Here is a 25327-nt window from a genome sequence, read left to right on the forward strand (position 1 = left end):
CCGTTGCCGACAACCAGCGGCCGCCGCGGCGCCTGTTTGGAACACAAAGTCCCGCCGGCCGTGTGGTTTCGGCCGGGGGGCGGATCGGGTGTGGAGGCTAGTCTTTTTTTTCGACGGTTTCTTCCTCGAGTTTCTTCGTCCTCTGGGCGTCCTTGATGCTGCTGATGCCGGCGATGAGGGCGATCAATCCACCGAAGAAGAGGATGGGAGGAATGAATCCCAGCACGAGAGCCACGAATTGTTCCGTCCAATGAAAGATCGCCAGGAGAAGCCCTCCGGCCATGGCGACCAGGCCTCCGAGAACAGCTAAAAACTTACCCATGGAAAACCTCCCTTCCAGATAATTTTTGACGCATTATATCAAATCGTCCGACTCTCCGCAAGAATCACTCCCGGATTCCCGCCCGGTCGAGTAGAAAAGCGTATTCCATGGCCGTTTCGCGAAAACGCTGAAAACGGCCCGATGCGCCGCCGTGTCCGGCGTCGAAATTGGTCCACAGGAACAGGGGAGCATCGCCGGTTTTCAGGGCCCGCATCCGGGCCACCCACTTGGCCGGTTCCCAGTACTGGACCTGGGAATCGTGAAGACCGGTCGTGACCAGCATGGCCGGATAGTCCTTGGCCTCGACATTGTCATAGGGCGAGTAGGACAGCATGTAGTCGTAGTATTCCTTGTCATTCGGATTTCCCCATTCGTCGTATTCGCTCGTCGTGAGGGGGATGGAACTGTCCAGCATGGTCGTGATGACATCGACCCAGGGCACGGCGGCGATGACGCCGCGGAAAAGCTCCGGGCGCATATTGACGACGGCGCCCATGAGAAGCCCGCCGGCGCTTCCGCCCATGGCGAAGAGCTTGCCGGGTTCGGTGTATTGTCTGTCGATGAGATGCTCGGCGCAGGCGATGAAATCGGTGAAGGTGTTCTTTTTGTTGAGGAGCTTGCCGTCCTCATACCAGGCCCGGCCCATCTCCTGGCCGCCGCGGATATGGGCGATGGCGTAAATGAACCCGTGGTCGAGAAGACTCAGACGCACCGAGCTGAATGTGGGGTCGGTGCTGGCTCCGTAGGAACCGTATCCATAGAGAAGGAGGGGTTGGGGGCCGTCGGTCTTGAGATCTTTCCGGTAGACGAGAGAGATCGGCACTTCGATTCCATCGGCCGCCGCCGCGTGAAAGCGCTCGGCGTGGTAGGCGGAGGGATCGTAGCCGCCGACGACCTCGTCCTGCTTGAGGAGGGTCTTCTCCTGCGTTCTCATGTTGTAATCGAAGACGGACATGGGCGTCGTCAGGGATGTGTACCTGTAGCGGACGACTTCGGTTTCGATTTCCGGGTTCTGGGAGGGAAAGACGGCGTAGGTTTCCTCGCCGAAATCGAGATGGTGCTCGGAGCGGTCCTTCCAGCGGATGACGCGCATGTGGGTCAATCCCGCCTTCCTTTCTCCGACAACCAGATAGTCCTTGAAAACCTCGATGCCCTGGATCAGGACATCCGGGCGATGGGGGATGACCTCGGTCCAGTGGGCCTTGCCCGGCCGCGACACGGGGGCCGACACCAGGCGGAAATTCTCCGCCTTGTCGTTGGTCAGGATGTAGAAGACATTCCCCAGATGTTCCACGCTGTATTCGAGATTGCGCTCCCGGGGCTGGACGATCTTGAATTCTCCTGCGGGACGTCCGGTTTCAAGAAAGCGGAATTCGTTGGACAGCGTGCTCATCGAGGCGATCATGATGTAGGCGTCGGACTTGGTCCGGTAGACTCCGGCACTGAAGGTCTCGTCGTTTTCGGCAAAAACCTCGACATCGTCGGAAGGATCGGTTCCCAGGACGTGGCGCATGATCCTGAAAGTGCGGAGGGTTGTCGGGTCCTTGACCGTGTAGAAAAACGTGGCGTTGTCGTCGGCCCAGGCCGCCGAACCCGAGGTGTTGATCATGCGTTCCGGCAGGATCTCTCCCGTCTCCAGGTTCTTGATCTGCAGCGTATAGAGGCGGCGGCTTACGGTGTCGGTTCCGAAGGCCAGGAGCCGGTTGTCCGGGCTGACCGAAAGCCCGGCGACGTGAAAATAAGCCTGCCCTTCGGCCATGGCGGGGACATCGAGCAGGATCTCCTCCGGAGCGTCCAGGCTGCCTTTTTTCCGGCAGTGCAGAGGATACTCGCCGCCTTCTTCGAACCGGGTGTAGTAATAATACTCATTTTTGCGATAAGGAACGGACATGTCGACGGCTTGGATGCGGCCCACGATTTCATCGAAGAGCTTGGATTGGAGCACTTCGGTATGCTTCATCGCAGCCTGGGTATAGGCGTTTTCCGCCTCGAGGTAGGCGATGACCTCGGGATTCTCCCTTTCCCGGAGCCAGAAGTACTCGTCGATCCGGGTGTGTCCGTGCGCGGTCAGTTCAACGGGTTTCTTGGCTGCAACGGGAGGCTGAACGGCCGTATCGCTCTTCGGCGAGCATCCGGGAATGACGAGGACAATGAGAAGCAGCGACAGCAGGAGAGGCCCCGCCGCACTTTTCATAAAGACTCTGGACCGTGTTGTCATGCGCACTCCTTATTCATGAGAAATCCGGCATGGACATGAGGATATCAGGCTAACACCGGGTTGTTTGGGTGTCAACTGTCCTTTATAATAATAACCGATGTCATGAGAAAAACCAAAATCGTCTGCACCATCGGCCCGGCCTCGAGATCGCCGGAAACCTTGAGGCGTCTGATCCTGGCCGGGATGAATGTCGCCCGTCTTAATTTTTCCCACGGCACTCACCGGGAGCACGGGGAGGTCATTGCGCGGTTGCGCCGTCTATCCCGGCGGCTCGGCCGGCCGGTGGCCGTTCTTCAGGACCTGGCCGGGCCGAAAATCCGCATCGGTCCCATCGATTCCGGATCGATCATGCTTGAGCCGGGCGCCGAGTTCACGTTGACGTCCCGAAAGGTGACGGGAGACGAGCGGGAGGTTTCGGTCAATTACCGGGCCATGCCCGCCGAAGTTCGGAAAGGGGATGTTCTCCTTCTCAGCGACGGGGCCCTGGAACTCGAAGTGCTGTCCGTCAAGGATCGGGACATTCGCTGCCGGGTCATTATCGGAGGGCCTCTCAGTTCTTTCAAAGGCATCAATTTGCCCACCCGGACGCTTCAAACCCCCAGCCTAACGGCGAAAGACAAAGTCGATTTGGTTTTCGGGATCCAAAACGGGGTCGACTTTGTGGCCATGTCTTTTGTTCGAAAAGCGTCGGATATCGCCGCAGCCCGAAGACACATGAAGCGTCACGGTGAAGAGATTCCGGTGATCGCCAAGATCGAAAAGCACGAGGCCCTGGATAACCTGGACGCCATTGTCGAGGTCGCCGACGGAATCATGGTCGCACGGGGCGATCTGGGCGTGGAAATTCCGTTTGAAAAAATTCCCCGGATCCAAAAACTTCTCATCCGGAAATCCGGCCGGGCCGGAATTCCTGTTATCACGGCCACCCAGATGCTGCGTTCCATGGTCGATGCCCCCCGCCCGACCCGGGCCGAAGTGACCGACGTCGCCAATGCCATTTTCGATGGAACGGACGCCGTCATGCTTTCCGAGGAGACCGCCGTCGGCCGCTATCCCGTCCAATCCGCGGCCGTGATGAGCCGCATCGCCGAGGAAGCCGAGCGGACACCCTCGCTCGGTCTCCGGCCCGGCGCGGAAGATCTCGATACCCCTGTTTCCCTGCCGGGGGCCGTGGCCCGCGCCGCCTGCGGTCTCGCGGCCGACATTCGGGCCGCCGCGATCATCACATTCACCCATTCGGGCGGCACGGCCCGGCTTGTCTCCCGTTGCCGTCCGGAATGCTCGATCATCGCCCATACCCCCCTGGAACAGACGCGCAACCGGCTGGCCTTGAGCTGGGGCGTCATTCCTGTTCTGGGAGAATCCATGACGGATACCGACGCCATGGTCGCTTCGGCTTTGACCTCGGCCCGGAAAACCGGTCTGGTCCGGAAAGGGCAGACCGTCGTTATCACAGCCGGGGTTCCCCTGGGAGTCCCCGGCACGACGAATCTCATCAAGGCTGAACAGGTTCCCTAATATGAAAAAAACAGCATGGTTCGGATTTGCCGCGGCCGCGGTGCTGGCCGCCGGAGCCGTCGGCGGGCAGGACATCTCGCATGTCGTGAAAGTCGTCAACATCGAAGTCCCCGTCCGGGTCTTTCAAGGGGATGTCTTCGTCGACAATCTCGGCATCGAGGATTTCGAACTGATCGAGGACGGCCGGATCCAGGACATCTCCGGGGTCGTTCTCGTCAAAAAAACAAGCGTTCTCAGAGAGGAAGGCCGAACACCCGATCCCCGGGTCAGCCGGACCTTTGTCTTCCTCTTCCAACTCTCGGATTATTTTCCCGAGATCGCCAAGGCCGTCGACCATTTTCTGACCGACATTTTTCTTCCCGGCGACACGCTCATCGTCATCACGCCCCTCCGAAGTTACAGCCTGAAGGGCGATGCTCTGGAAAAAATGAGCCGGGATGCCGTCAGAGACAGGCTCATGAGCATCCTGCGGACCGATGTCGCCATCGGCGGCACGGAATACAAGAACATCATGAGGGAGCTTCACTCTCTGCTGTCCGGGGGAATCACGGAAGAATCCCTGACCTATTACGAGGAAACCCTGAACCGCCTCGAAACCCTGCGCGTCGTCGATCAGGCCAAGATGATCGAATTCGCCCGGTTCCTGAAAGACAGGGAGGGCTCGAAGCACGTCTTTCTCTTTTACCAGAAAGAGGAGATCCCCAAGCTTCACCCGAGGGTTCTGAGCGAGACCATGGACATGTCCCTGGACCAGATGAGCTTCGTCTTCACGCTTATGGACAGGTTCGATTTCTATCGCCGGGAACTCAACGTGAATGTCGAAGAGATCATGAAAGCCTTTTCGGACTCGTCCCTCTCCGCTCATTTCCTCTTCTTGACGCGGACCCCGGCTCAGCAGATGGACATTACGGAAAGACGGCCCTCGGGACTGATCATGGTCGAACAATCCGAGGACATCTACAGCGCATTCCGGGAGATCGCCGGAGCGACGGGCGGGTTGACGACCGCCTCATCCGATCCGGCCGCGGCCTTCCGCAGAGCGGCCGACGCGGCGGAAAGCTATTACCTTCTGTTTTATTCCCCGCGGGACTACAAGGCCGACGGCGGATTCCGTCGCATCCAGGTGAAGGTCAAGACCGGCAGTTTTACCATCCGACACAGAGCCGGCTACTTCGCCGACTAATTCCCGAGGCTGTGCGTTAAAAGAGCCGGGATCCCCCCTGCGCCTCGCAGAAACCTCCTTGCGGGGGACAATAAGGTGCAACGAAGCCGGAATGGTGAGATCGGCACGCCCGAAGGGTCATAACGCCGGATTATTGGAAAAGAAGAAAAACACCGGCGTTATGACGCACAGACCCGGAGCTTAGGAGGGGAAGATGGCTTCGCGAAAAGCGGCGAGTACGGGTTCTGGATAGGTGCGGTCTTTGAGCGGGCCGACTTCGGCCAGGAAAGCCAGTTTTTCATCGGTGTCCGGCTCCCCCTTGGGAAAGGCTTTGATATATCGATCGATCAGAGCAATAACGGCGCTTCCTGTCGGGACCACCTCCAGATTCTTGTCTTCTACTGATGCGTATTCGACGTAATGGCGGAAATAGCCGGTCAGCAAAGGTTCGACCTCTTTCATCAGGCAGGCCGCCGTCGTCACCAGCACACGCTCCCGCGAACTGATTTCGGATTTCGAAGTCCGGAGATCGTCCTTGACGAAATCGGCGGCTTGATCCAGCAGCGAAAGGCTGGAGGGCAGGCGATCGCTCTCATAAAGAAGAGCGGCCGACTTGATGTTTTCGATGTCCCGGCGGTCAAGGCCGAGCTGATCGGCAATCCGACCCGCGAGGGCGGCGGCCCGCAGAGACCGCGGTTGAACTTCGTCGGCGGCTTCCAGGTAACGAAGAAGGATGTCCAGGACGCCGATATAGGCTTTTCCGAGATTCCGGACCTTGGTTTCGCGCTGTTCGGAGACCCCTCCGATGATTCCCGCCGTCACGACAAGAAAACAGCCCCAGGTCAGCACCTGAATCACCGTGTTGAAGTCCAGAGATTCTTCAGGTGTGGTAAACAGGTTGAGATAAATGAAGTAGAGGAAAACAAGGAGGATGCAAAGGATGGCGGTCAGGACGGCCTTTTTTTTCCCCAGGTAGTATCCGGACAGGATGACGGGAAGAAAGAAAAAATTCAGAAAAGCGAACTCGAATTGGACAAGAAGAGCGATGGCCGCGATGCCGACCAGGATGAGTGCGATCAGGGAACCTTCGAAGTGGCGGAAGAAAAACGCTTTGCCCGTCTTCATGATCGTCCTTCCGATTCAGGTTGAACCATGTATAGCACCGCGGAGGGATGCCTGTCAATCATTTGAACCGCCTTGGGGATTCAACCCGGCTTCTGGTAAAATGAAAGCCGATGCGCCGAAAAAAGGAGGTCCCATGTCCCAGGAAAAACTTCTGCTGATCCCGGGTCCGAGCCCGGTCCACCCGCGCATTCTCGAGGTCCTGGCCCGACCCACGGTTTCTCATGTCGGTCCCGAGATGGCCGCGGAGCTGCGCGAAGCCTGCGCGAATCTCAAGCAGGTTGTCTTTTGCGCCGAAGGGGAAGCCTTCATTGTTTCCGGCGGCGGGACACTGGCCATGGAGATGGCGCTTCTGAACGTCGTCGGCCCGGGAGAACGGGTCCTGGTTCTCTCTCAAGGCTACTTCGGCCGAAGGATGGGCGATATCTGTTCGTCTTTTCAAATCGCCCATGACGTTCTGGAAGCCGAGTGGGGAACCGTCGTCTCCCCCGAAGACCTGGCGGTTGCGCTGGGCCGCGCGGACTATGACGTCGTCGTCTGCACTCACGTCGACACGGCGACGGGCGCAATGGCCCCCGTCGAAGCCTATGCCGCCCGGGTCAAGTCGGCGGGGTCGCTCTTTATCGTAGACGGAGTTTGCGCCACGGGAGGTGTGCCGGAAAAAATGGACGACTGGGGGATCGACGTCGTCTTTTCGGCGGCTCAGAAGTGTTTCGGGGCGCCTCCCGGACTGGCTCTCTGCGTTTTTTCGCGCCGGGCTGTGGACAAGAGACGCAGCCTGGCCGCCGTTCCCGCATATTACAGTGACATCCTGCGCTGGCTGCCCGTCATGACCGATCCCACGGTCTATTTTGCGACTCCCTGCGTCAACGAGATCCGGGCCTTCGGTGAAGCGCTGCGGATTGTGCTGGAGGAAGGTCTCGAGGCGCGATTTTCCCGCCACGTCCGCAACGCCGAAGCCGTTCGGGCCGGACTGGCCGCCATGGGTTTCGGCTTTTTTACTCATCCGTCCTGCCTGGCCCCGACACTGTCCGTCGTGACCTATCCCGAAGGCGTCGAGGACAAGGCCTTCCGGAGTGTTCTCTATGCCAACAATATTGTTGTGGCGGGCGGGCTGGCTCATACGGCGGGAAAGGTTTTCCGCATGGGCCATATGGGGAACTTGACCGCCGAACAGATTCGATTCGCTCTCCAGGCCGTCGAACGCAGTCTCGTTTCGCTCGGAGCCTGCCTCTTCCAGGGCGCGGGAGTCCGGGCCGCCGACCGGGTTTTCCATGGGTAAGGTCCCGGTTTTTTTTCTGGCTGCGGCTGAAAAGGAATCCCCGGAGGTTGTCAGGGACAAGATCCTCCAAATCTACCGCAGGATCGGACTCAACGAGACCGTCGCCAAGGAGGATTTCGCCGCCGTCAAGATCCATTTCGGCGAAAAGGGCAACAAGGGCCACATCAAGCCGCCATGGATCCGGGGTGTGATCGACGAGGTCCGGACCCGCACGGAGAGGGTTTTTCTGACCGACACCAATACTCTCTATACCGGGCCCCGGTCGAACGCCGTCGAACACATCCGGCTGGCTTGGAAACACGGTTTCACACCCGAGACGGTGGGAGTTCCGGTGATCATCGCCGACGGTCTTCTCGGCCGGGACAAGACGGCGCCCGCATCAGCGGATTCTCCGATGAGCTCCCGGATCGCACCGGGGATCCGGGATGCCGACGTCCTGATCTGTCTGAGCCATATCACGGGACACGTGCAGACCGGCGTGGGTGGAGCGATCAAGAATCTGGGCATGGGATGTGCCTCGCGCGCCGGAAAGCTCGATCAGCACTCCGTCGTCCATCCCCGCATCAATCCCAAGCTCTGCCGGAACTGCAGCCTTTGCCTGGACTTCTGTCCCGAACAGGCCATCGTTCAGGCCGAGGGGCATGTCGCCATAGACGGCAAACGGTGCATCGGCTGCGGGGAATGCCTGGCCGTCTGCAAGCGGGGCGCCGTCAAGATCAGCTGGCACGGCGACGCCCGTCGCGTCCAGGAGAAAATGGCCGAATACGCCCGGTTGGTTCAGAAGAATTTCGAAGGACGGTCGGCGTTCATCAATGTTCTCATCCGGGTGACCAAGGACTGCGACTGCATGTCCCGGGATCAGCCGAGAATCGTCGAGGATATCGGCATTCTGGGGGCCTGCGATCCGGTCGCCGTGGACAAGGCGTCCATCGATCTCGTCCTCAGGACGGCCGGTTCGGATGTTTTTCGGTCGGGTTACGACATCGACTGGGAGATCCAGCTCCGCCGGGGAGAAGAACTGGGGCTGGGGCGAAGGGACTACGAGCTCGTTTCGATTGTCTGACGTTTGCCGCTCTCCCGGGCCGAACGGAGAGCGTTGTATTCCGCAAGCATCCGGCCGAGTTCCTCGGCCGGCAGAGCCGCGCCTTCGACGGTTTTTTCGTTGAGCAAGCGTGGTGGGAGCGTGTCCAAATCCTCTCCCAAGCCCTCTCTCAAATTGAATCTCCGCGTTTCCTGGGTCACGGCGTTGGCCAGCACTTCGAGGCCGGCTTTGGAATAGGCGCGGCCGGTCAGGACCTCGATCAGGTGTCCGAGTTCGTCCCATAGGATGAAATCCCGGAAAAACCGGCAGAGGATCAGGCAGTCGAAAAGTGCGGCCCGATCCTCATAGTCGATGACGGCCCGGGCTTTTCCGGGGATGACACCGGCATCGGCCTCTCCGTAGAGTTCCGCCTTGTAGAATGTTCCGCGAAGATGGCAGGCGCCCCGGGCCGAGGTGGCGTAGGACAGGCCCATTCCCTTCAGCACCCGCGGCTCGAATCCGGCCGGTTCGAGACCTTTAACGTGGACGGCGACGTCTTCGAGGCCGAGTTCGGTCGCGGCCTCGCGGATGCCCCGGGCGAAAAGGTCGCCGACGCCGCGGCGTTCCGCCGTGAGGGTCAGGAGTTCGGCCACGGCGTCCGGATTGTTGGGTCCGATTTCGAAGTCGATCCGGCCGCGCCTTCGGGCTTCGGCCGCAAAAGCCGTGATATTTCCGGCGCTCATGGTGTCCAGGCCGAGCCGGTCGCAGAGATCATTGAGCCAGGCGACCTCCTCGAGGCCCTCGATTTCATTCAGCCCGCCGAGGGCATAGATCGTCTCGTACTCGGGACCTTCGATTTCCAGTCCCGCATGCCGTCCGCGAAGGATGCGGGAATGCTTGGTGCACTTGAGGAAGCAGTTGGGACATCCCGTGGGCTTGACGTCGAACTCTTTCAACATGTAGTCGGCGGACAGGGTTTCCCACTTCGGGAAATAGCCGGACGTCCAGTAGCCGGTCGGAAAGCATTTCCGGGCGTTGGTGGCTGCGACCTGAAGGGGGGTCCCCAGTCTGCGGTAAAGCGCCGTCACCGGGGATTCGGCGGCCTTGCGGGCGACATCGCGGATCAGGACGCGGAGAAGGGTTGGATCGGCGACCTCGGCCGTTTTCCGTCCGCAGAAGGAGATGCCCTTGACGTTCTTGGATCCCAGGACGGCTCCGAGGCCGCAGCGGCCGAAGCTCCGCCAGCGATCCGACTTGATGCAGGCGAAACGAACGAGGTTTTCTCCGGCCGGACCGATACAGAGAGCGGAGGCGCCGGCCGCCGCCGAGCCCAGGATTTGCCGTTCGGCAAGATGAGTTTCCATGCCTTTGAGTCGGGAGGCCTCCTCGAAAACGACGCCGGTCTCGTCGACATGGAGCACGGTCAATCCGGAAGCTTTGCCCTCAAGAACGACGGCGTCAACGCCGCAGCCCTTGATTTTCGGAGCGAGGGTTCCCCCACAGTAGGATTCCGCAAAGCCGCCCGTGGCCGGGCTTTTGGCGAAGGCGGCGGCCCGGGCATGGCTCCAGAAACCCGTTCCGGTGGCCGGACCGACGGTCAGGATAAACCGGTTTTCCGGCCCGAGAGGATCGACGCCGGGGGGATTCTCCCGCGTCAGGAGACGGGAGCCCAATCCCTTTCCTCCCAGGACTTCGCCGGTGAGATCAGCCGGCAGATCTTCGTAGAGGAATGACCGCCTCGAAAGATCGATCCTCAGCAACCGTCCGAAACACCCGTTCGAAGCCGTCATGTCTCCTCGGCGAGAATGTCTTCGTCTTCGGGCCGCCAGGCCGGGTCGACGATGCAGAGGAAGACAAGGTCCTTCGGGCCGGTATTCTTGATGAACTGGGCGGCGTGAGGCGGAATGTAGACGGCCTGTCCGGGGAAGACCTCAGTCGATTCCTCGTCGATGTGCATGAGGCCGCGGCCTTCGAGAATGTAATAGACTTCGGACGTTTTCAGCCGGTGGGGAAGGGTCGTCCGGCCCGGATGCACGACGGCGTGGGCCAGGCTGTAACGAAGATCGAGGTTTTCCTTTCCGGGATGAAGCAGCTCTCTCAAGACGGCCCTGTCTCCGGAAGGGAAGGGGCAGCATTTTTTGATGTCCTTGATGATCATGGCTGGAAACGAGTCGGGGAGGTGGGATTCGAACCCACGACCCCAGCGTCCCGAACGCTGTGCGCTACCGGGCTGCGCTACTCCCCGACACGGCGGCCTATTATAACGAAATCCGCACAAAAAGCAAATTCACTCCGGACCCCAAAGGAGCTGCACGCGTGCTGAGGTTGCCGTTCCGACAAGGAAGCGGCTTGTGAAGGCGTAGTTGAGCTACGTCGAACAGGCTGCAACGCAGGCGGAATGGCAAGATCGGTACGCCCGGAGGGTGAAAACGCAGAAGATCAAAGATGAAAGTAAAAAAATGCGTTTTCACGTGCAGCTCCTGACTTGATTGGGAGGGGGGTTTTGTGTCATTGTAAACTCTCCAAGTCTTTCGAATCCCGGGACGGAGAATAATGGGAGAAAAAACAATGTTGAAAACGGCGAGAATTCTTTTATTGGCTCTAATTCTGTGCTGGGCGGCGGCGGCCCCGGCCGACGACGGCATGTGGCTGCCCCACCAGATGAAGACCCTTGATCTGAAAAGCCTGGGCCTGCGCATGGATCCGGGCGGCCTCTACAAGACGGACGGCACGGGCCTCATGAGCGCCGTCGTCTGGTTCGGCGGGGGGACGGGCGAATTCGTCAGTTCCAAAGGCCTGATCCTGACCAATCACCATGTCGCCTTCGGCGCCATCCAGAGGGCCGCGGACAAGGAGAACGACTATATTCGGAACGGCTTCCTGGCCGCCTCCCTGGACCAGGAAATTCCGGCCCAGGGCTACACGGCCGACGTTCTGCTTGGATACGAAGACGTCACGGCTGAAATCCAGGCCCGCCTGAAGAAGGGGATGACTCCGCGTCAGAGATATGATGCCATTGAAAAAGCGACCCGGGATATCGTGGCCCGGACGGAAAAAGCCGGGCCGGACATCCGGGCCAACGTGGCCTCGATGTACAGCGGAAACGAATACTACCTGTTCCGATTCAAGCGTCTTCGCGATGTCCGCCTCGTTTACGCCCCGCCCCAGGACATCGGCAATTACGGCGGAGACATCGACAACTGGATGTGGCCGCGTCACACCGGCGACTTCACGTTTCTCAGAGCCTACGTCGCCCCCGATGGAAGCGGCGCCGCTTTCAGCGCCGACAACGTGCCCTATGAGCCCAAGATCCACTTCAAGATCTCCCTCGACGGAGTCAAAGAGGGGGATTTCACGTTCGTCATGGGCTATCCGGGACGAACCTACCGGAACTTCGCGCTCTCGGAACTCAGCACCGACATGGAGTCCATGGCGCGAAGAAAGGCGGAATTCGAGGACATCATCCGCTTCCTGGAAGAGGCCGCGGGCCGCGATAAGACCGTTGAAATCCGTTACGCCTCCAAGCTCCAGGGCCTCAACAACAGTCATAAAAACATGACGGGTAAACTCGAGGGAATGGAAAAATACGGCCTGCTTGAAAGAAAAGCTTGCGAGGAACAGGCCCATCGGGACTGGCTGAGCGCCGACCCGAAACGAAAAGCAGAATTTGGCGGCGCCCTCGAGAACATCGAGGCTTACATGGAGCGGCTCAAGGCCTTTTCCGGGAAAAACGAGTTCCTGAACAATATCGTCAGTTCGTTTTTCGGCTCCACGCTTCTCTCCCAGGCCCACACCCTCATCAGGGCCGCCGAGCAGTTTCAGAAACCCGACAAGGACCGCGAACCCGGCTTCCAGGAGAGGAACGCGCCTTATATCCGCCAGGGCATCGAGCTGGCCGAGCGCGGCTACGTTCTCGAGACGGACAAGGCCTTTTTCAAGCACCAGTTGAAAAAGCTGTCCGAGCTGTCCCCCGAGCAGATTCCGGCCGCGTTCAAGATGCTGGCCGCGGATCCTTCTCCTGAGGCCGTGGAGGCTTTCGTTGACGGCCTTTATGAGAAAACCTCGCTGGCCGATCCGAAACGCAGGCTGGAGATGCTGTCCATGACGCCGGCTCAACTTGCCGTGCTCAAGGATCCCTTCCTCGGATTGGCCGCCGATCTCGAACAGGAGCTCAAGGTTCTCCGTGAACAGGGCAAAGCCATGAGCCAGGAGCGGTCCGATCTCAAGATGGTTTACGAGAAGGCCTTGCTTCAAATGACCGGAGGACGAATCGCCACGGACGCCAACTCCACAATCCGTTTCACTCACGGCCCCGTCGAAGGGTATATCCCAAGGGACGCCGTTGCCTATCTTCCCCTGACGACACTTGGGGGCGTTGTGGAAAAAGAGACGGGCGAATTTCCGTTCATCGTGCCCGAAAAACTCAAAGCCCTGTTCGAGTACCGGGACTTCGGCCGCTATGCCGATTCCCTCCTCGGCGATGTCCCCGTGTGCTTCCTGAATACGGCCAGTGTCACGGGCGGAAATTCCGGATCGCCGACACTCAACGCCGACGGGGAAATCGTCGGCATCATCTTTGATATGACCTATGAGAGCGTCATCGGCGATTATCTGGTCATCCCCGAGCTCCAGCGCTCGATCAGTGTCGATATCCGTTATGTGCTCTTCATCACCGAAAAGTTCTCCGGTGCGGACCATATCCTGAGAGAACTGGGGTTCTGATCCGGACGGGACGGCTCTCTCATGATCACCGTTGACGGCCTGTCGAAGAGCTACGGCCGGCAGACGCTCTTCGAAAACATCGGCTTCAAGGTCAACCCGCGCGAACGCGTCGGGCTGGTCGGCCGCAACGGCCACGGGAAAACGACGCTTTTCCGGATCATTGCCGGACAGGAGACGCCGGACGACGGCGAGGTCGTCAAACCGAAAAAATACCGGATCGGCTATGTCGAGCAGCGTCTGGTTTTCAGGGCGGACTCCGTCTTCGACGAGGCCGTCTCGGCCCTTCCTCCGGACGGCCGGCACGAATGCTGGAGGGCCGAAAAAGTCCTGGCCGGGCTGGGCTTTCAGCCCGAGGACATGGACCGTCCGCCGGCCGAACTCTCCGGGGGATACCAGGTCCGGCTCAATCTGGCCAAGGTGCTTCTGGCCGACTATCAAATGATCCTGCTCGACGAGCCGACGAATTACCTCGACATCACTTCCATCCGCTGGCTGGAGAGGTTCCTTGTCGCCTGGCCCGGCGAACTCATGCTCATTACCCACGACCGGAGTTTCATGGACACGGTCGCGACCCACATTCTCGGCATCCACCGGCGCAAGGTCCGGAAGATACCCGGGGACACCGGAAAATATTACGCCCAGATCGCCCAGGACGAGGAGATCTACGAAAAAACGCGGGTCAACGACGAACGGAAGCGCAAGGAAATGGAGCTGTTCATTAACCGGTTCCGGGCCAAAGCCCGGCTCGGCGGCCTGGTCCAGTCCCGCGTCAAATCGCTGGAAAAAATGGAAAAAAAGGAGAAGCTGGCGGCGATCAGAAACCTGGAGTTCGCCTTCACGGAAAAGCCGTTTTATCACACCTATGCGATGGACGTTTCGGGACTGACTTTCGGCTATGAGCCCGGAAAACCTCTCATCGAGGATTTTTCCGCTTGCATCGGCGCCCGGGACCGGATCTTCGTCGTCGGAAGGAACGGTAAGGGCAAAACCACGCTTCTCAAGCTCCTGGCCGGCCGGCTCGAACCTGAACGGGGCCGGATTGCCTTTCCCCAGTCCGCGGCTCTCGGCTATTTCGAACAGACCAATGTGGCCTCTCTCTCGGACGGCAACACCGTCCTCGACGAGGTCGCCTCGGCCGACGCAGAGGCCGATCCGGGCCGGGTGCGCCAGATCTGCGGGGCCATGATGTTCGAGGGCGACGACGCCCTGAAGAGGATCCGCGTCCTGTCCGGCGGCGAGAAAAGCCGCGTCATGCTGGCCAAGCTCATCACAACCCCGGTCAATGTCCTCCTTCTTGACGAGCCGACCAACCATCTGGACATGGCATCGAGCGACGCTCTTCTCGAGGCCGTCGACTCCTTCGACGGGGCCGTCATCATGGTCACCCACAACGAGATGTTTCTCGACGCTCTGGCCGACCGGCTCGTCGTTTTCGACGACGATGCCGTCACCGTCCATGAGGGAGGTTATCGGCGGTTTCTGGAGAAGGTGGGATGGAAGGACGAGGAAAAACCCCCCGGGCGGGCCAAGCCCGCTCCTCCGCCGGAAGAGACGCGTCCGGATCCGCGGGAGCTCCGTCGACTGAAATCGGAACTCACGGCCGAGCGGTCGAAAACCTTAAAGCCCCTCGAGAAAACAATGGCCGGAATCGAGGCGAAGATCGAGAAGAACGATGCCCGCATCCGGGAATTGACGCAGGATCTGATTGCCGCCTCGGAGGCCGGAAACGGCGCCCGGATCGCCGAGCTCTCCAAGTCTCTGCATCGGGTCAAGTCCGAAAGCGAAATCCTGTATTCCGAACTGGAGCGTCTGTCCTCGGACCATGAAAGCGCCCAGGCCGTTTTTGAGGAGAAGCTCAGGCGTTTTGAAGAGAAGAATTTGATATAATCGGGCTCTCACCATGTGGCGTTGGATTGTTGGAATGATGGTCTTTCTTCTGGCGGCGGGATGTTCGCTGTCCGATTCGGAAAGCGATCTGACCGTGGCCGGTTCGACAAGCGTCCAGCCCTTTGCCGACAAATGGGCCGAAGTGTATATGGAACATCACAGGGGAACCTCGATCAATATCCAGGGCGGGGGTTCGAGCGCCGGCATCCAGGCCGTGCGGAGCGGAGCCGCGACGATCGGCATGTCTTCGAGACCGCTCAAAGCGGACGAACAGGATTTGAAGACGATCGTTGTGGCGCGTGACGGCCTCGCCGTCATTGTTCATCCCTCGAATCCCCTTCAAGGCCTGGCTTTGTCCGATGTCAAAAGGATTTTCGCCGGAGACATTCCGAACTGGCGGGCCCTCGGCTATGCCGACCGGGAAATGACCGTCGTCACGCGGGAGGAGGGATCCGGGACCCGAGGTGCGTTTCAGGAGCTGGTGATGGGGCCGACGCGGATCTACCGGCGAGCCATCGTCCAGGATTCGAACGGGACGGTCCGCGAAATCGTCGCTCATGATCCCTACGCCATCGGCTATATCTCCCTCGGGCTTGTCAACAAGCAGGTCAAGGCGCTGGAACTGGACGGGATTTATCCGGGCGAGGAGGCCATCGAGGACGGTCTCTATCCGCTTGTCCGTCCCTTCCTGTTCATCACGGACGGTCCGGTCGACGGATTGGCCCGGCATTTCATCGACTTCGTGCTCTCTCCCGAAGGCCAGGCCCTGATCGTGAGCGAAGGACTGATTCCGGCCAAAGCGAGGGGATCTTGAACAGGCTCGAACGGACGGACAAGCTGATCCGCATGGCCTTGCTCGTCACGGCCCTTTCAGCCGTCACCATCCTGGCCGTCATCACCCTGTTCATTTTCGTCGAAGGCACGCCCATCATGTTCAAATACGGCCTGAAAAATTTCCTGGGCGGGATGGACTGGTATCCCGGAGAACGAAGCTTCGGTCTTCTGCCCATGATTCTCGGGTCTCTCTATGTCACGGGAGGCGCCCTCGTCCTCGGCGTTCCCTTCGGCCTGGCCTGCGCCGTTTTCCTGACGGAGTTTTCCTCCCGCGGCCTGCGGCAGATCATCAAGCCCGTCATCGAACTCCTGGCCGGAATCCCTTCTGTCGTTTACGGCTTCATGGGCGTCGTCATCCTCGTGCCCTTCATCCGTGAGACGTTCGGTGGGCCCGGGCTGTCCGTCCTGGCCGCCTCCATCATCCTCGGCATCATGATTCTGCCGACCGTCATCAGCATTTCGATCGACGCCCTGTCGGCCGTCCCGCCGTCCTACCGGGAAGGCTCGATTGCGTTGGGCGCAACACGCTGGCAGACGGTGAAAATGGTTCTTCTCCCGGCCGCCCGCTCCGGCATCATCGCCTCCGTCATCCTGGGCATGGGCCGGGCCATCGGGGAAACCATGGCCGTGATCATGATCGCCGGAAACGCCGTTGCCGTGCCGCGTTCGGCCCTGGATCCCGTGAGAACGCTGACTTCGAACATCGCCCTCGAGATGGGATATGCCTCCGGGGAACACCGTCAGGCGCTGTTTGCGACCGGTGTCATTCTCTTCGTCATCATCATGATACTCAACACCTTGGCCAATGTCACGTCGCGGAGAAAGACGAAATGAGAATTCCTCCGCGGCTGGAACAGGGGATCGCACAGGCCGTGCTATGGCTGTTTACGGGGGCCACGGTTTTCATCCTTGTCTTCATTGTCTTTTTTGTCCTGAAAAAAGGACTTCCGGTCGTTGACTTGGCCTTTTTGACGGAAAATCCCGTTGACATGGGCAAGGGCGGCGGGATCTTTTCGACTATCGTTGGAACCATGGTCCTGACGGCTGCGGCCATTCTGATCGCCACCCCGCTCGGCGTGGGAACGGCCATCTACCTGACGGAGTACACTTGGGAAAACCCCGTGACGCGGATCATCCGTTTCGGCGCTGAATGCCTGGCAGGCATTCCCTCCATCATCTTCGGTCTGTTCGGATTCATCCTGTTCGTGACCCGTCTGGGCTTCGGCTGGTCCATCCTGAGCGGCAGCCTGACCCTGGCCTTCATGATCCTGCCGACCATCATCCGAACGAGCGAGGAAGCCATCAAGGCCGTGCCGCCGTCCTATCGCCAGGTCAGCTTTTCACTGGGCGGCACCAAGTGGCAGACCGTGACCCGGGTCGTCCTGCCGGCCGCACTGCCCGGGATCGTCACCGGCATCATTCTCAGCGTTGGACGAAGCATCGGGGAAACGGCGGCCGTGATTTTCACTGCGGGCTCGGCCCTGAGAATCCCGACCTCCCTCCTGTCCTCATCGCGAACGATGTCCGTGCATTTTTACATCCTGGCCCGCGAGGGCATTTCCATGGACAACGCCTATGGCACGGCGGCCGTTCTGATCCTGGCCATTCTGGCGGTCAACATCGTCACCTACATCCTTATGGACAAGTTCATCCGGAAGTATTCATGACAAACGCGGCCATCAGCGTCCGGGGTTTCAATCATTATTTCGACGGCGTTCCGACTCTGCAAGACATTGATCTCGATATCGCGCGGAACGAAATTCTGGGCATCATCGGTCCGGCAGGCAGCGGGAAATCCACGTTCCTGTGTTCCTTGAACAGGCTGAATGACCTCATCCGCGGCTCCCGCGTCGAGGGAACCATCGCCATCGACGGCCGGAACATTTACGATCCCGACGTCGATGTCGTCGAACTGCGGAGAAAACTGGGGATGGTCTTTGCCACCCCTGTGCCCCTTCCCCGGTCGATTTTCGAAAACATCGCCTTCGGGGCCAAACTGGCCGGCATCAGAGACAAGATCCGCCTGGCCGAGCTTGTCACCGACTCTCTGGACAAGGCCGGTCTCTGGGAGGAAGTTAAGGATCGACTCGACGAAAAAGCCTGCAACTTGTCGGGCGGGCAGCAACAGAGGCTGTGCATCGCCCGGATCCTGGCCCTCAAGCCCGAGTTCATCCTTCTCGACGAGCCCACCTCGGGTCTGGATCCCATCTCCACCATGAAAATCGAAAACTCCCTGCGCCAGCTCAAACGGAACTACACGATCATTCTGGTCACGAACAACGTCAAGCAAGCCGCCCGCGTGGCCGACACGACGGCCTTTTTCCTGAAAGGCCGTTTGGTCGAGGTGGGCCGGACGGACAGACTCTTCACCGCTCCGGCCGATGCGAGGACGGACGGTTATCTCCGGGGGAAATACGGATGAGGCCGGCATGAGCATTGTCAGGGTGGAGAATCTTTCCCTCTTCTACGGCCATTTTCAGGCCCTGAAAAATGTCAGCCTGGAGATTCGGAAAAACCGGATCACGGCGCTCATTGGGCCGTCGGGTTGCGGCAAGTCGACGTTTCTCCGGACCTTGAACCGGATGAACGACCTCATCGACGAGGTGAAGATCAGTGGGCAAGTGATCGTGGACGGAGAGGACATTTATCGTCCCGGCGTGGATCTACTCCGCCTTCGCAAGAAGGTCGGAATGGTGTTTCAGCGTCCGAATCCGTTTCCCCTGAGCATCTCCGACAATGTCCTTTACGGACTGAGAGTTCACGGCATCAGGAAGCCGAGCCTCCTGGAGCAAACTCTGGAGAAAAGCCTCCGGGCCGTCCATCTCTGGGACGAGCTGAAAGACGGATTGGATCGGAATGCCGTTCTCCTGTCGGGAGAACAGCAGCAACGCCTGTGCATCGCCCGTCTGGTCGCCGTCGAACCGGAAATCGTCCTTATGGACGAGCCCTGCTCGGCCCTCGATCCCGACGCCACATCCAAGATCGAGGACCTGATGTACGAGCTCAAGAAAACCTACACCATCGTCATCGTGACCCACAACATGCAGCAGGCGGCACGGGTGTCCGACGCCACCGGGTATTTTCTTCTGGGCGAACTCGTCGAATTCGGAGAAACCGACCGCATCTTTACCCGGCCTCAGGACTCTCGGACCGAGGACTATATCACCGGACGATACGGATAAATCCGGAGTTGGGGTTCCGATGGGCATGGCGCTCCGGACGTGGATTGGTGTATAATCAAAAAAAAGCTCTTCGGTGTCTTGGTTTGAGGAGGTGACATGAACAAAACTTCCTTTTTACGCATGGGAATTCCCGCCGTTCTCGTTTTCGCCGCCGCCTCCTGCATCATCGCCGTTGTCGAGCAGGGGGCCGGCGGTTCCTTCCGGGCCGACCGGACGTTCAACCGCACCTTGGATTTCGAAACCGGGGGGACCGTCTCTCTGGAACATGAAGCGGGTGTTATCGAAATCACCGGTTGGGACAGGAACGAACTGGAAATCTCTGCAGAAAAAATAGGGTCGGGCAATGCCCGGGGCGGGATCCGCGTCGCCGCACTGAGGCTCGACAGAAAACCCGATATCCTTATCGAAAGGGAGGGGAATTCGGTGCGCATCAGCCGGCGGCCGTCGTGGCGAGATGAACCCGAAGATGAAATCGATTATCGGATCCGCGTTCCCCGACCCGTCAACCTGGAACCTCTGAGCTTGGAAAAGGGAGAGATCTGGATCAGCGATCTTTTCGGACGGGTGGTTCTTGACATCGAGCAGGGAAATGTGGATATCGAGAACTATTCCGGGTCGATTGAGGCCGAGGTGGGTTCGGGATCCGTCCGGGCCGAAGTCCTTGATTTCCGGGAGGAAGACTACATTTCGATCCGGGTCGAAAACGGCGACATCGTTCTTTTCCTGCAGCCTGACGTTCGGGCGGAAATCCGGGCCGAGGCGCCCGGAGGAACGATCAGCGGGGAATTCGATTTCGAAGGCGAACACCCCTTGTCCGAAATCGACGGCCGTCTCGGCGGGGAAGAGGCCGCGGCGCAGATTTATCTTCGATCGACATTGGGAAGCATCCGGATCCTCAAGGCCGATCCTCCCGATTCGGATCGCATTCCGGGGAATTGAACCGGAGAGGAGAGCGAACGACATGGAAGACAACCGGAAGATCATCCGGATCGGGCTGACCATCCTGGCCGTCGTCGTCGTGGTCGGCGGCCTTCTGTACTATTTTCTTGAATACAGGAAGCCCGGGAGAGTCCCGCCCATCGTCCCGACCGATTCCGTTGAAATCAGCGAAGTCACGAAAGCCGTCGTTGATGATCCCGAGGATATTCTCGCTCTGCCCCGTCTTGAACTCGACACCAGCGACGACATCATCCGGGGGCTGGTCCAGGATATCTCGTCCCATCCCCGCCTGGCCTCCTGGCTGAAGACCAAGGAGCTTGTCCGAAAATTCGTGGCCGCCGTGGACAACGTGGCCAACGGCGTCAGCCCGCGGGCCCAGATCGATTTCTTCGTTCCGTCCCGGGCCTTCACGGTCTCCCGCGGTTATGTCGCTCCCGCGAGTTTCGACCGCTATGACCCGGCCGCCGATGTGTTCGTGTCCATCGACGCCGTGGCGGCCGCCCGTCTCTATCGATCCCTTCAGCCGTTGATCCAGGAGGCTTATCGCGATCTGGGCTATCCGGATCAGGACTTCAAGGAAACTCTGATCAGGGCCATGTCCGAGCTTCTGTCCGTGCCTCTTGTCGAAGGACGTGTCCGGGTCGACCAGAAAGTTCTGGCCTATGTTTTCGCCGATCCCGAATTGGAGAAGCTCAGCCCGGCCCAGAAACACTTTCTGCGCATGGGACGGGATAATGTCCAGGTCATTCAGGGGAAAATCAGGGAAATCGCGGCGGCCCTGAATATTCCCGAAAAAAGTCTGCCCCGAACGAGAAGTTATACTCCCTCCGTCCGCAGGCCCTGATTCTTTCCCCGGTTCCCGGCTATCAGCCTTTCCAGCGGAAAGGCTCCGGCAACCGGAAATCCGGAACAAGGTGTTCGTCCGGCCCGAAGGGCTCGGGTTGGATGAACAGGTTCTCGAAATCCAGGCTCAGGGCGAAGTCCACGACACGGCCGTATTCCTCCGGAGTCACGGTCCGATTCAGTTCCTCCGGCACCCAGTGGCAGGGACGGTATTGGCTCATGATGCTGAGTCCGATGGACGGCGACAAGTTGTCGCGGATCCATCGCAGGACTTTCAGGGAATCCTCCCCGCAGCCCGGCAGAACGAGATGGCGGATGATAAGGCCCTTGAGGGCGGCCCCTTTCTCATCGATTTCGAGACGGGGTTGCTGGCGGTGCATTTCGATGAGCGCCGTGGCCGCCCGCTCGAAATAATCGGCCGCTCCCGAATATCTCGACGAAAGATCGGGCGAGACATATTTGGCATCGGGCAGGTAGATGTCGATAACGCCCCCCAATTCCTTGAGTGTCGCGGCGCTGTCGTAGCCGTTGGAATTGTAAACGAGCGGAATATCGAGACCCTTGAGGACGGCTTTCCGCAGCCCCCTGAGTATGGGGAGGACGAGATGGGTGGGGGAGACGAAATTGATGTTCAAAGCGCCCCGGTCCCGGAGATCCAGCATCATGTCCGCGAGATCGTCGTCGCCGGCCGGCCGACCCTCGTCGAACCAACTGATTTGGTAGTTCTGACAAAACCGGCAGGCCAGGTTGCAGCCGGCGAAAAAGATGGTTCCTGATCCGTCGCCGCTCAGGACGGGCTCTTCTCCGAAATGGAGAAGGGCGTGGGAAACGACGGCCGTCGTTCCCGCGCGGCAGACACCGCGCCCGGTCCGGCGGTCGACTCCGCAGTTTCTGGGACAGAGAAAGCAGGCGGTTTCCTGCTCCGAGAGAGCGGCCAGGGCGTTTTCAATGCGCCCGGCCTTGGCTTCAATCTCCGGGGTCACGGCCGCATCCGTCGAACGTCCCGGCGTTGCGGAGGTTTTCGGCCATAACGGCATCCGTCGGGTCGGTTTGAAGAGGCGTGATGGAAACGAAACCCTGAGCCACGGCTCGGATATCGCTGCCTCGGCCTCCCGTGGCTTTCGGCCGGCCCGTCCCGATCCAGAAATAGGACGCTCCCCGAGGATCATGTTTCTCGATGATCTGAGGATCGTATCGCTTCTGGCCGAGGGACGTGATCCGCACGCCCTTGACGGGGGGCGGGGGAATATTGACGTTGAGAAGAGAGCCCGGAGCTAAGGTCATGGCCGTCATCCTGAGGGCGATTTCTCGGGCGATGCGGGCGGCTTGATCGAAGTGAAAAACCCCCTTCACATCGGCATGCAGGGAGAAGGCCGCCGAGGGAATGCCGAGAAACGAACCCTGCAGGGCCCCGGCCACGGTGCCCGAGTAGGCGATATCCTGGCGTCCCAGGTTGGGGCCGTGGTTGATGCCGGAAAGGAGAAGGTCGGGTTTCCGCGGCAGAATTTTCTGCACGGCCATGTAAACACAGTCGGCGGGTGTTCCGTCGACGGAATAGATTTCGGGACCGGCCTCGCGGATGCGGAGCGGGCGGCGCAGAGTCAGGGACAGGGAGGTTGCGCTCTTTTCCCGGTCGGGCGCGACGGTGACAATCCGTCCCAGATCGCGGACCGCGTCCAAGAGGGCCTTGAGTCCTGCGGAAAAATGGCCGTCGTCGTTGGTCAGGAGGAAGAGAAGGTCCGTCATTCCGGCCGGGCTTTGATCATGACGAGCATCATTTTGAACCGATCCAACGCATTCAAGGCGTGGGGGACGTGGGCGGGCATGATGATCATGCGGCCGCTTTCCACGATGTGCGGCCGGCCGCCGATGAGAATCTCCGCCTTGCCGTCAAGAATCAAAACCAGAGCGTCGAAGGGGGCGGTGTGTTCGCTCAAACCCTGACCGGCATCGAAGGCGAAGACACTCACGGTGCCCGTTTTTTCCCGGATGATCTCGCGGCTGACCACGGCGCCGTCCTGATAATCGACGAGCCGGGCGGGATCCAGAATTTCGGATTTCAATTTCTCTGCGGCGGCGTTGGCTTTGTCGTCCATGATAAGGGTCCTTATGAAAAAAATGGTCGGGACGGGCGGATTTGAACCGCCGACCCCACGCACCCCAAGCGTGTGCGCTACCAGGCTGCGCCACGTCCCGACCGGGGAATCCGATTTAAAAGCGCAGGCAGATACTTTTATCCTGTTTTCGGTTTTTTTTCAAGTGCCGCGGCAATGGACTGCAATTCCTCCCGAAGCAGGCACAGGGCTTTTCGGAGTTTTTCCGGATGCACCGGGGCGGAAGGTGTCAGGCCGAATTCCTCCTCGATTTTCCTTTTGACGCCGGCCAGGGTCAGGCTTTTCTCCTCCAGGAGAGCCTTGATCCTGAGAATGATGTCCAGGTCCTTCCGGCGGAAGACTTTCCGTCCGCCGGCCGTCAGGCCGGAATTCAGGAACGGCAGCTCGTTTTCCCAGATTTCCAAAGTCTCGAGGGGCACTCCGGAGATCCGGCCGACCTCCTCGATCCGATAGACGAGCTTTGCCGCCGAAGCCGATTTTTCCGAGGTTTGATTTTCGGGGAGTCTGTTTTTCACGGGAGCCAACAACGTGAATCACCTTACCATTTCCGATAGGCCCGGTCAAGGCGCCGCCCTACCGCGACATCCGGGCTTCTGATATAATCCGCAAGAAACATCGATTCGATCGGACGGCCCGGAGGTAAAGGGATGGCCCAGGACGAAAAGCGGACGACGGTTCCTCTGGCCGAACGCATGCGCCCGCGCTCCTTCGACCGCGTCTACGGTCAGGACCACATTCTGGGAAAGGGAAAGATCCTCTCCCAGCTCATCGAGAGCGGGCATCTCGTGTCCATCATATTCTGGGGTCCTCCGGGGACCGGAAAAACGACTCTGGGGGCCATGCTGGCCCGGCATTTCGACCTGCCCTGCCTCTTTTTCAGCGCTGTCCTTTCCGGCATCAAGGAAATCAAGGAGGCCATGGCCGAGGCGGAGAAGCGGCGGGGGTTGTTCGGAAAACCTCTGGTCGTTTTCATCGACGAAATCCACCGCTTCAACAAGGCTCAGCAGGGCGCTTTCCTGCCTTATGTCGAGAAGGGGGATGTCATCCTGTTCGGGTCCACGACGGAAAACCCGTCGTTCGAAGTCATTGCGCCTCTCCTCTCCCGGACACGGGTTCTCGTCCTGAATCCGCTGACGCCGGAAGCCCTGGCCCGCATCGTCGAGGACGCTCTTGCGGACAAGGAAGAGGGTTTGGGAGAGGCGGGATGGCGGATTGCCGGAGAGGCCCTCGACCTTCTGATCGCCTGGGCCGACGGCGACGCAAGAAAGGCTTTGACCACCCTGGAAATCGCCTCCAGCCTGGCCCAACCGCCGGAGATCGGTGCGGCCGATGTCCAGGAAGCGCTTCAGAAGCGGGTTCTCTTTTATGATAAGGACGGCGAGGAGCATTTCAACCTGATCTCCGCACTCCATAAGAGTCTCAGGAATTCCGACGTTCAAGCCTCCCTGTATTGGCTGGCCCGCATGTTGAGAGCGGGGGACGATCCGCTCTATGTCGCCCGGCGTCTCGTCCGTTTTGCCTCCGAGGATATCGGGCTGGCCGATCCCCAGTCCCTGGCCGTCGCCCTCCGGGCCAAGGAGGCCTATGACTTTCTGGGCAGTCCGGAGGGCGAGCTGGCCCTGGCCGAGGCCGTCGTTTATCTCGCGGCGGCGCCCAAAAGCAACCGGGTTTACATCGCCTACGGCGAAGTTGTCAAGGATGTCGAGAAAAGCGCCCACGAGCCCGTCCCGCTTCACATCCGGAATGCGCCGACAAAACTCATGAAGGAGCTGGGCTACGGCCGGGGATATCAATACGCCCACGATTCCCCGGAGGCGACGACGGACATGGAAACGATGCCGGAAAGCCTGAAAGGCCGCGTGTATTACAAGCCGGGAGACTTGGGCTTCGAAAAGGACATCGCCAAACGGATGGCTTGGTGGCAGTCCCTTAAAAAAAAGTCTTAGTCTTAGTTGCTTGGCTTTGAAAAGTTATTCAATCGTCGGAGTATTTTTCTTTAATCAAGTCGTGGATTTCCCAGCTGATGTCGTCGGCCAGGCAGCCGAGGCAGGATTTGGCCGTTGTGGCCAGTTCGTCGTCGGCGATTTTTTCCTTGAGGAGTTTTTTGACGACTTTCCGGATCCGGTAGAGAAGAATATAGTTGGCCATGTGATGTCCGCCC

Annotated in this window: 24 protein-coding genes and 2 tRNA genes; 14 read left to right on the forward strand and 12 right to left on the reverse strand. The window is 59.6% G+C overall.

Annotated features, from left to right (window positions below; all coding sequences use genetic code 11):
* Positions 1–97 precede the first annotated feature (97 nt).
* Together SCM96_12095 and SCM96_12100 are read right to left on the reverse strand one after the other, a co-directional pair.
* Positions 98–322 carry a hypothetical protein gene (locus SCM96_12095; protein ID MDW7761359.1) on the reverse strand — a complete coding sequence of 75 codons (225 nt, stop codon included), beginning with the start codon at positions 320–322 and terminating at the stop codon, positions 98–100.
* A gap of 64 nt (positions 323–386) precedes the next feature.
* Positions 387–2540: a S9 family peptidase gene (locus SCM96_12100; GenBank protein ID MDW7761360.1), complete on the reverse strand. Its 2154-nt coding sequence runs from the start codon at positions 2538–2540 to the stop codon at positions 387–389.
* A 102-nt stretch (positions 2541–2642) separates the two neighbouring features.
* On the opposite strand from SCM96_12100, the gene pyk reads away from it, so the two are divergent.
* Entirely contained in the window at positions 2643–4058 is a 1416-nt protein-coding gene (pyk, locus tag SCM96_12105) for a pyruvate kinase (protein MDW7761361.1), read from the forward strand.
* Between the two features lies 1 nt (position 4059).
* On the forward strand, positions 4060–5241 hold the full coding sequence (locus tag SCM96_12110) for a hypothetical protein (GenBank protein ID MDW7761362.1): 1182 nt from the start codon (positions 4060–4062) through the stop codon (positions 5239–5241).
* A gap of 180 nt (positions 5242–5421) precedes the next feature.
* On the opposite strand, the gene SCM96_12115 is transcribed toward SCM96_12110, so the two are convergent.
* Positions 5422–6345 (reverse strand): hypothetical protein, encoded by a 924-nt coding sequence (locus tag SCM96_12115; protein MDW7761363.1) that lies wholly within the window; start codon positions 6343–6345, stop codon positions 5422–5424.
* A 133-nt stretch (positions 6346–6478) separates the two neighbouring features.
* On the opposite strand from SCM96_12115, the gene SCM96_12120 reads away from it, so the two are divergent.
* Together SCM96_12120 and SCM96_12125 are read left to right on the forward strand one after the other, a co-directional pair.
* The gene (locus SCM96_12120) at positions 6479–7624 is read left to right on the forward strand and encodes an alanine--glyoxylate aminotransferase family protein (protein MDW7761364.1); all 1146 of its coding nucleotides are present in this window, start codon (positions 6479–6481) and stop codon (positions 7622–7624) included.
* Positions 7617–8687 (forward strand): DUF362 domain-containing protein, encoded by a 1071-nt coding sequence (locus tag SCM96_12125; protein MDW7761365.1) that lies wholly within the window; start codon positions 7617–7619, stop codon positions 8685–8687. Before SCM96_12120 ends, SCM96_12125 begins: the two co-directional genes overlap by 8 nt.
* Here SCM96_12125 and SCM96_12130 read toward each other — a convergent pair.
* The 3 genes from SCM96_12130 to SCM96_12140 form a co-directional block, all read right to left on the reverse strand.
* Complete coding sequence (locus SCM96_12130) at positions 8663–10435, reverse strand: aldehyde ferredoxin oxidoreductase family protein (protein ID MDW7761366.1); 1773 nt, start codon at positions 10433–10435, stop codon at positions 8663–8665. The two genes, SCM96_12125 and SCM96_12130, sit on opposite strands and share 25 nt — an antisense overlap.
* Complete coding sequence (locus SCM96_12135) at positions 10432–10803, reverse strand: cupin domain-containing protein (protein MDW7761367.1); 372 nt, start codon at positions 10801–10803, stop codon at positions 10432–10434. The genes SCM96_12130 and SCM96_12135 overlap by 4 nt, the downstream gene beginning before the upstream one ends.
* A 13-nt stretch (positions 10804–10816) precedes the next feature.
* Positions 10817–10890: transfer RNA gene (locus tag SCM96_12140), tRNA-Pro, on the reverse strand.
* Positions 10891–11213: 323 nt separating this feature from the next.
* Between SCM96_12140 and SCM96_12145 the strand changes: the two genes are divergently transcribed.
* From SCM96_12145 to SCM96_12185, 9 genes are all read left to right on the forward strand, one after another.
* Positions 11214–13367, forward strand: coding sequence for a S46 family peptidase (locus SCM96_12145; protein MDW7761368.1), 2154 nt, complete (start codon positions 11214–11216; stop codon positions 13365–13367).
* Between the two features lie 21 nt (positions 13368–13388).
* Positions 13389–15254, forward strand: a complete 1866-nt coding sequence (locus SCM96_12150; GenBank protein ID MDW7761369.1) for an ATP-binding cassette domain-containing protein — start codon at positions 13389–13391, stop codon at positions 15252–15254.
* Between the two features lie 34 nt (positions 15255–15288).
* On the forward strand, positions 15289–16068 hold the full coding sequence (locus tag SCM96_12155) for a phosphate ABC transporter substrate-binding protein (protein ID MDW7761370.1): 780 nt from the start codon (positions 15289–15291) through the stop codon (positions 16066–16068).
* A 23-nt stretch (positions 16069–16091) separates the two neighbouring features.
* Positions 16092–16922, forward strand: a complete 831-nt coding sequence (gene pstC / locus SCM96_12160; GenBank protein ID MDW7761371.1) for a phosphate ABC transporter permease subunit PstC — start codon at positions 16092–16094, stop codon at positions 16920–16922.
* Positions 16919–17755, forward strand: a complete 837-nt coding sequence (gene pstA / locus SCM96_12165) for a phosphate ABC transporter permease PstA (GenBank protein ID MDW7761372.1) — start codon at positions 16919–16921, stop codon at positions 17753–17755. The genes pstC and pstA overlap by 4 nt, the downstream gene beginning before the upstream one ends.
* The gene (locus tag SCM96_12170) at positions 17752–18510 is read left to right on the forward strand and encodes a phosphate ABC transporter ATP-binding protein (GenBank protein ID MDW7761373.1); all 759 of its coding nucleotides are present in this window, start codon (positions 17752–17754) and stop codon (positions 18508–18510) included. The genes pstA and SCM96_12170 overlap by 4 nt, the downstream gene beginning before the upstream one ends.
* A 7-nt stretch (positions 18511–18517) precedes the next feature.
* Entirely contained in the window at positions 18518–19270 is a 753-nt protein-coding gene (pstB, locus tag SCM96_12175; protein ID MDW7761374.1) for a phosphate ABC transporter ATP-binding protein PstB, read from the forward strand.
* Positions 19271–19366: 96 nt separating this feature from the next.
* Positions 19367–20209, forward strand: a complete 843-nt coding sequence (locus SCM96_12180) for a hypothetical protein (GenBank protein MDW7761375.1) — start codon at positions 19367–19369, stop codon at positions 20207–20209.
* A 22-nt stretch (positions 20210–20231) separates the two neighbouring features.
* A complete protein-coding gene (locus SCM96_12185; protein MDW7761376.1) occupies positions 20232–21053 on the forward strand; it encodes a DUF3014 domain-containing protein in 822 nt (273 codons plus the stop codon).
* Between the two features lie 22 nt (positions 21054–21075).
* Here the strand turns inward: SCM96_12185 and SCM96_12190 are convergent, their stop codons facing one another.
* The 5 genes from SCM96_12190 to SCM96_12210 form a co-directional block, all read right to left on the reverse strand.
* Positions 21076–22035 carry a radical SAM protein gene (locus tag SCM96_12190; protein MDW7761377.1) on the reverse strand — a complete coding sequence of 320 codons (960 nt, stop codon included), beginning with the start codon at positions 22033–22035 and terminating at the stop codon, positions 21076–21078.
* Positions 22019–22798: a 5'/3'-nucleotidase SurE gene (gene surE, locus SCM96_12195; GenBank protein ID MDW7761378.1), complete on the reverse strand. Its 780-nt coding sequence runs from the start codon at positions 22796–22798 to the stop codon at positions 22019–22021. Before surE ends, SCM96_12190 begins: the two co-directional genes overlap by 17 nt.
* Entirely contained in the window at positions 22795–23148 is a 354-nt protein-coding gene (locus tag SCM96_12200; GenBank protein ID MDW7761379.1) for a cupin domain-containing protein, read from the reverse strand. Before SCM96_12200 ends, surE begins: the two co-directional genes overlap by 4 nt.
* 23 nt (positions 23149–23171) lie before the next feature.
* Positions 23172–23248: transfer RNA gene (locus SCM96_12205), tRNA-Pro, on the reverse strand.
* Positions 23249–23285: 37 nt separating this feature from the next.
* The gene (locus tag SCM96_12210) at positions 23286–23681 is read right to left on the reverse strand and encodes a MerR family transcriptional regulator (protein MDW7761380.1); all 396 of its coding nucleotides are present in this window, start codon (positions 23679–23681) and stop codon (positions 23286–23288) included.
* A gap of 132 nt (positions 23682–23813) precedes the next feature.
* Between SCM96_12210 and SCM96_12215 the strand changes: the two genes are divergently transcribed.
* Entirely contained in the window at positions 23814–25112 is a 1299-nt protein-coding gene (locus SCM96_12215; protein MDW7761381.1) for a replication-associated recombination protein A, read from the forward strand.
* Positions 25113–25140: 28 nt separating this feature from the next.
* Here the strand turns inward: SCM96_12215 and SCM96_12220 are convergent, their stop codons facing one another.
* Positions 25141–25314, reverse strand: coding sequence for a hypothetical protein (locus tag SCM96_12220; GenBank protein MDW7761382.1), 174 nt, complete (start codon positions 25312–25314; stop codon positions 25141–25143).
* Between the last annotated feature and the right edge of the window lie 13 nt (positions 25315–25327).

This window comes from Acidobacteriota bacterium, from assembly GCA_033549365.1.
GTDB lineage: Bacteria > Acidobacteriota > Aminicenantia > Aminicenantales > Saccharicenantaceae > JAWSUF01.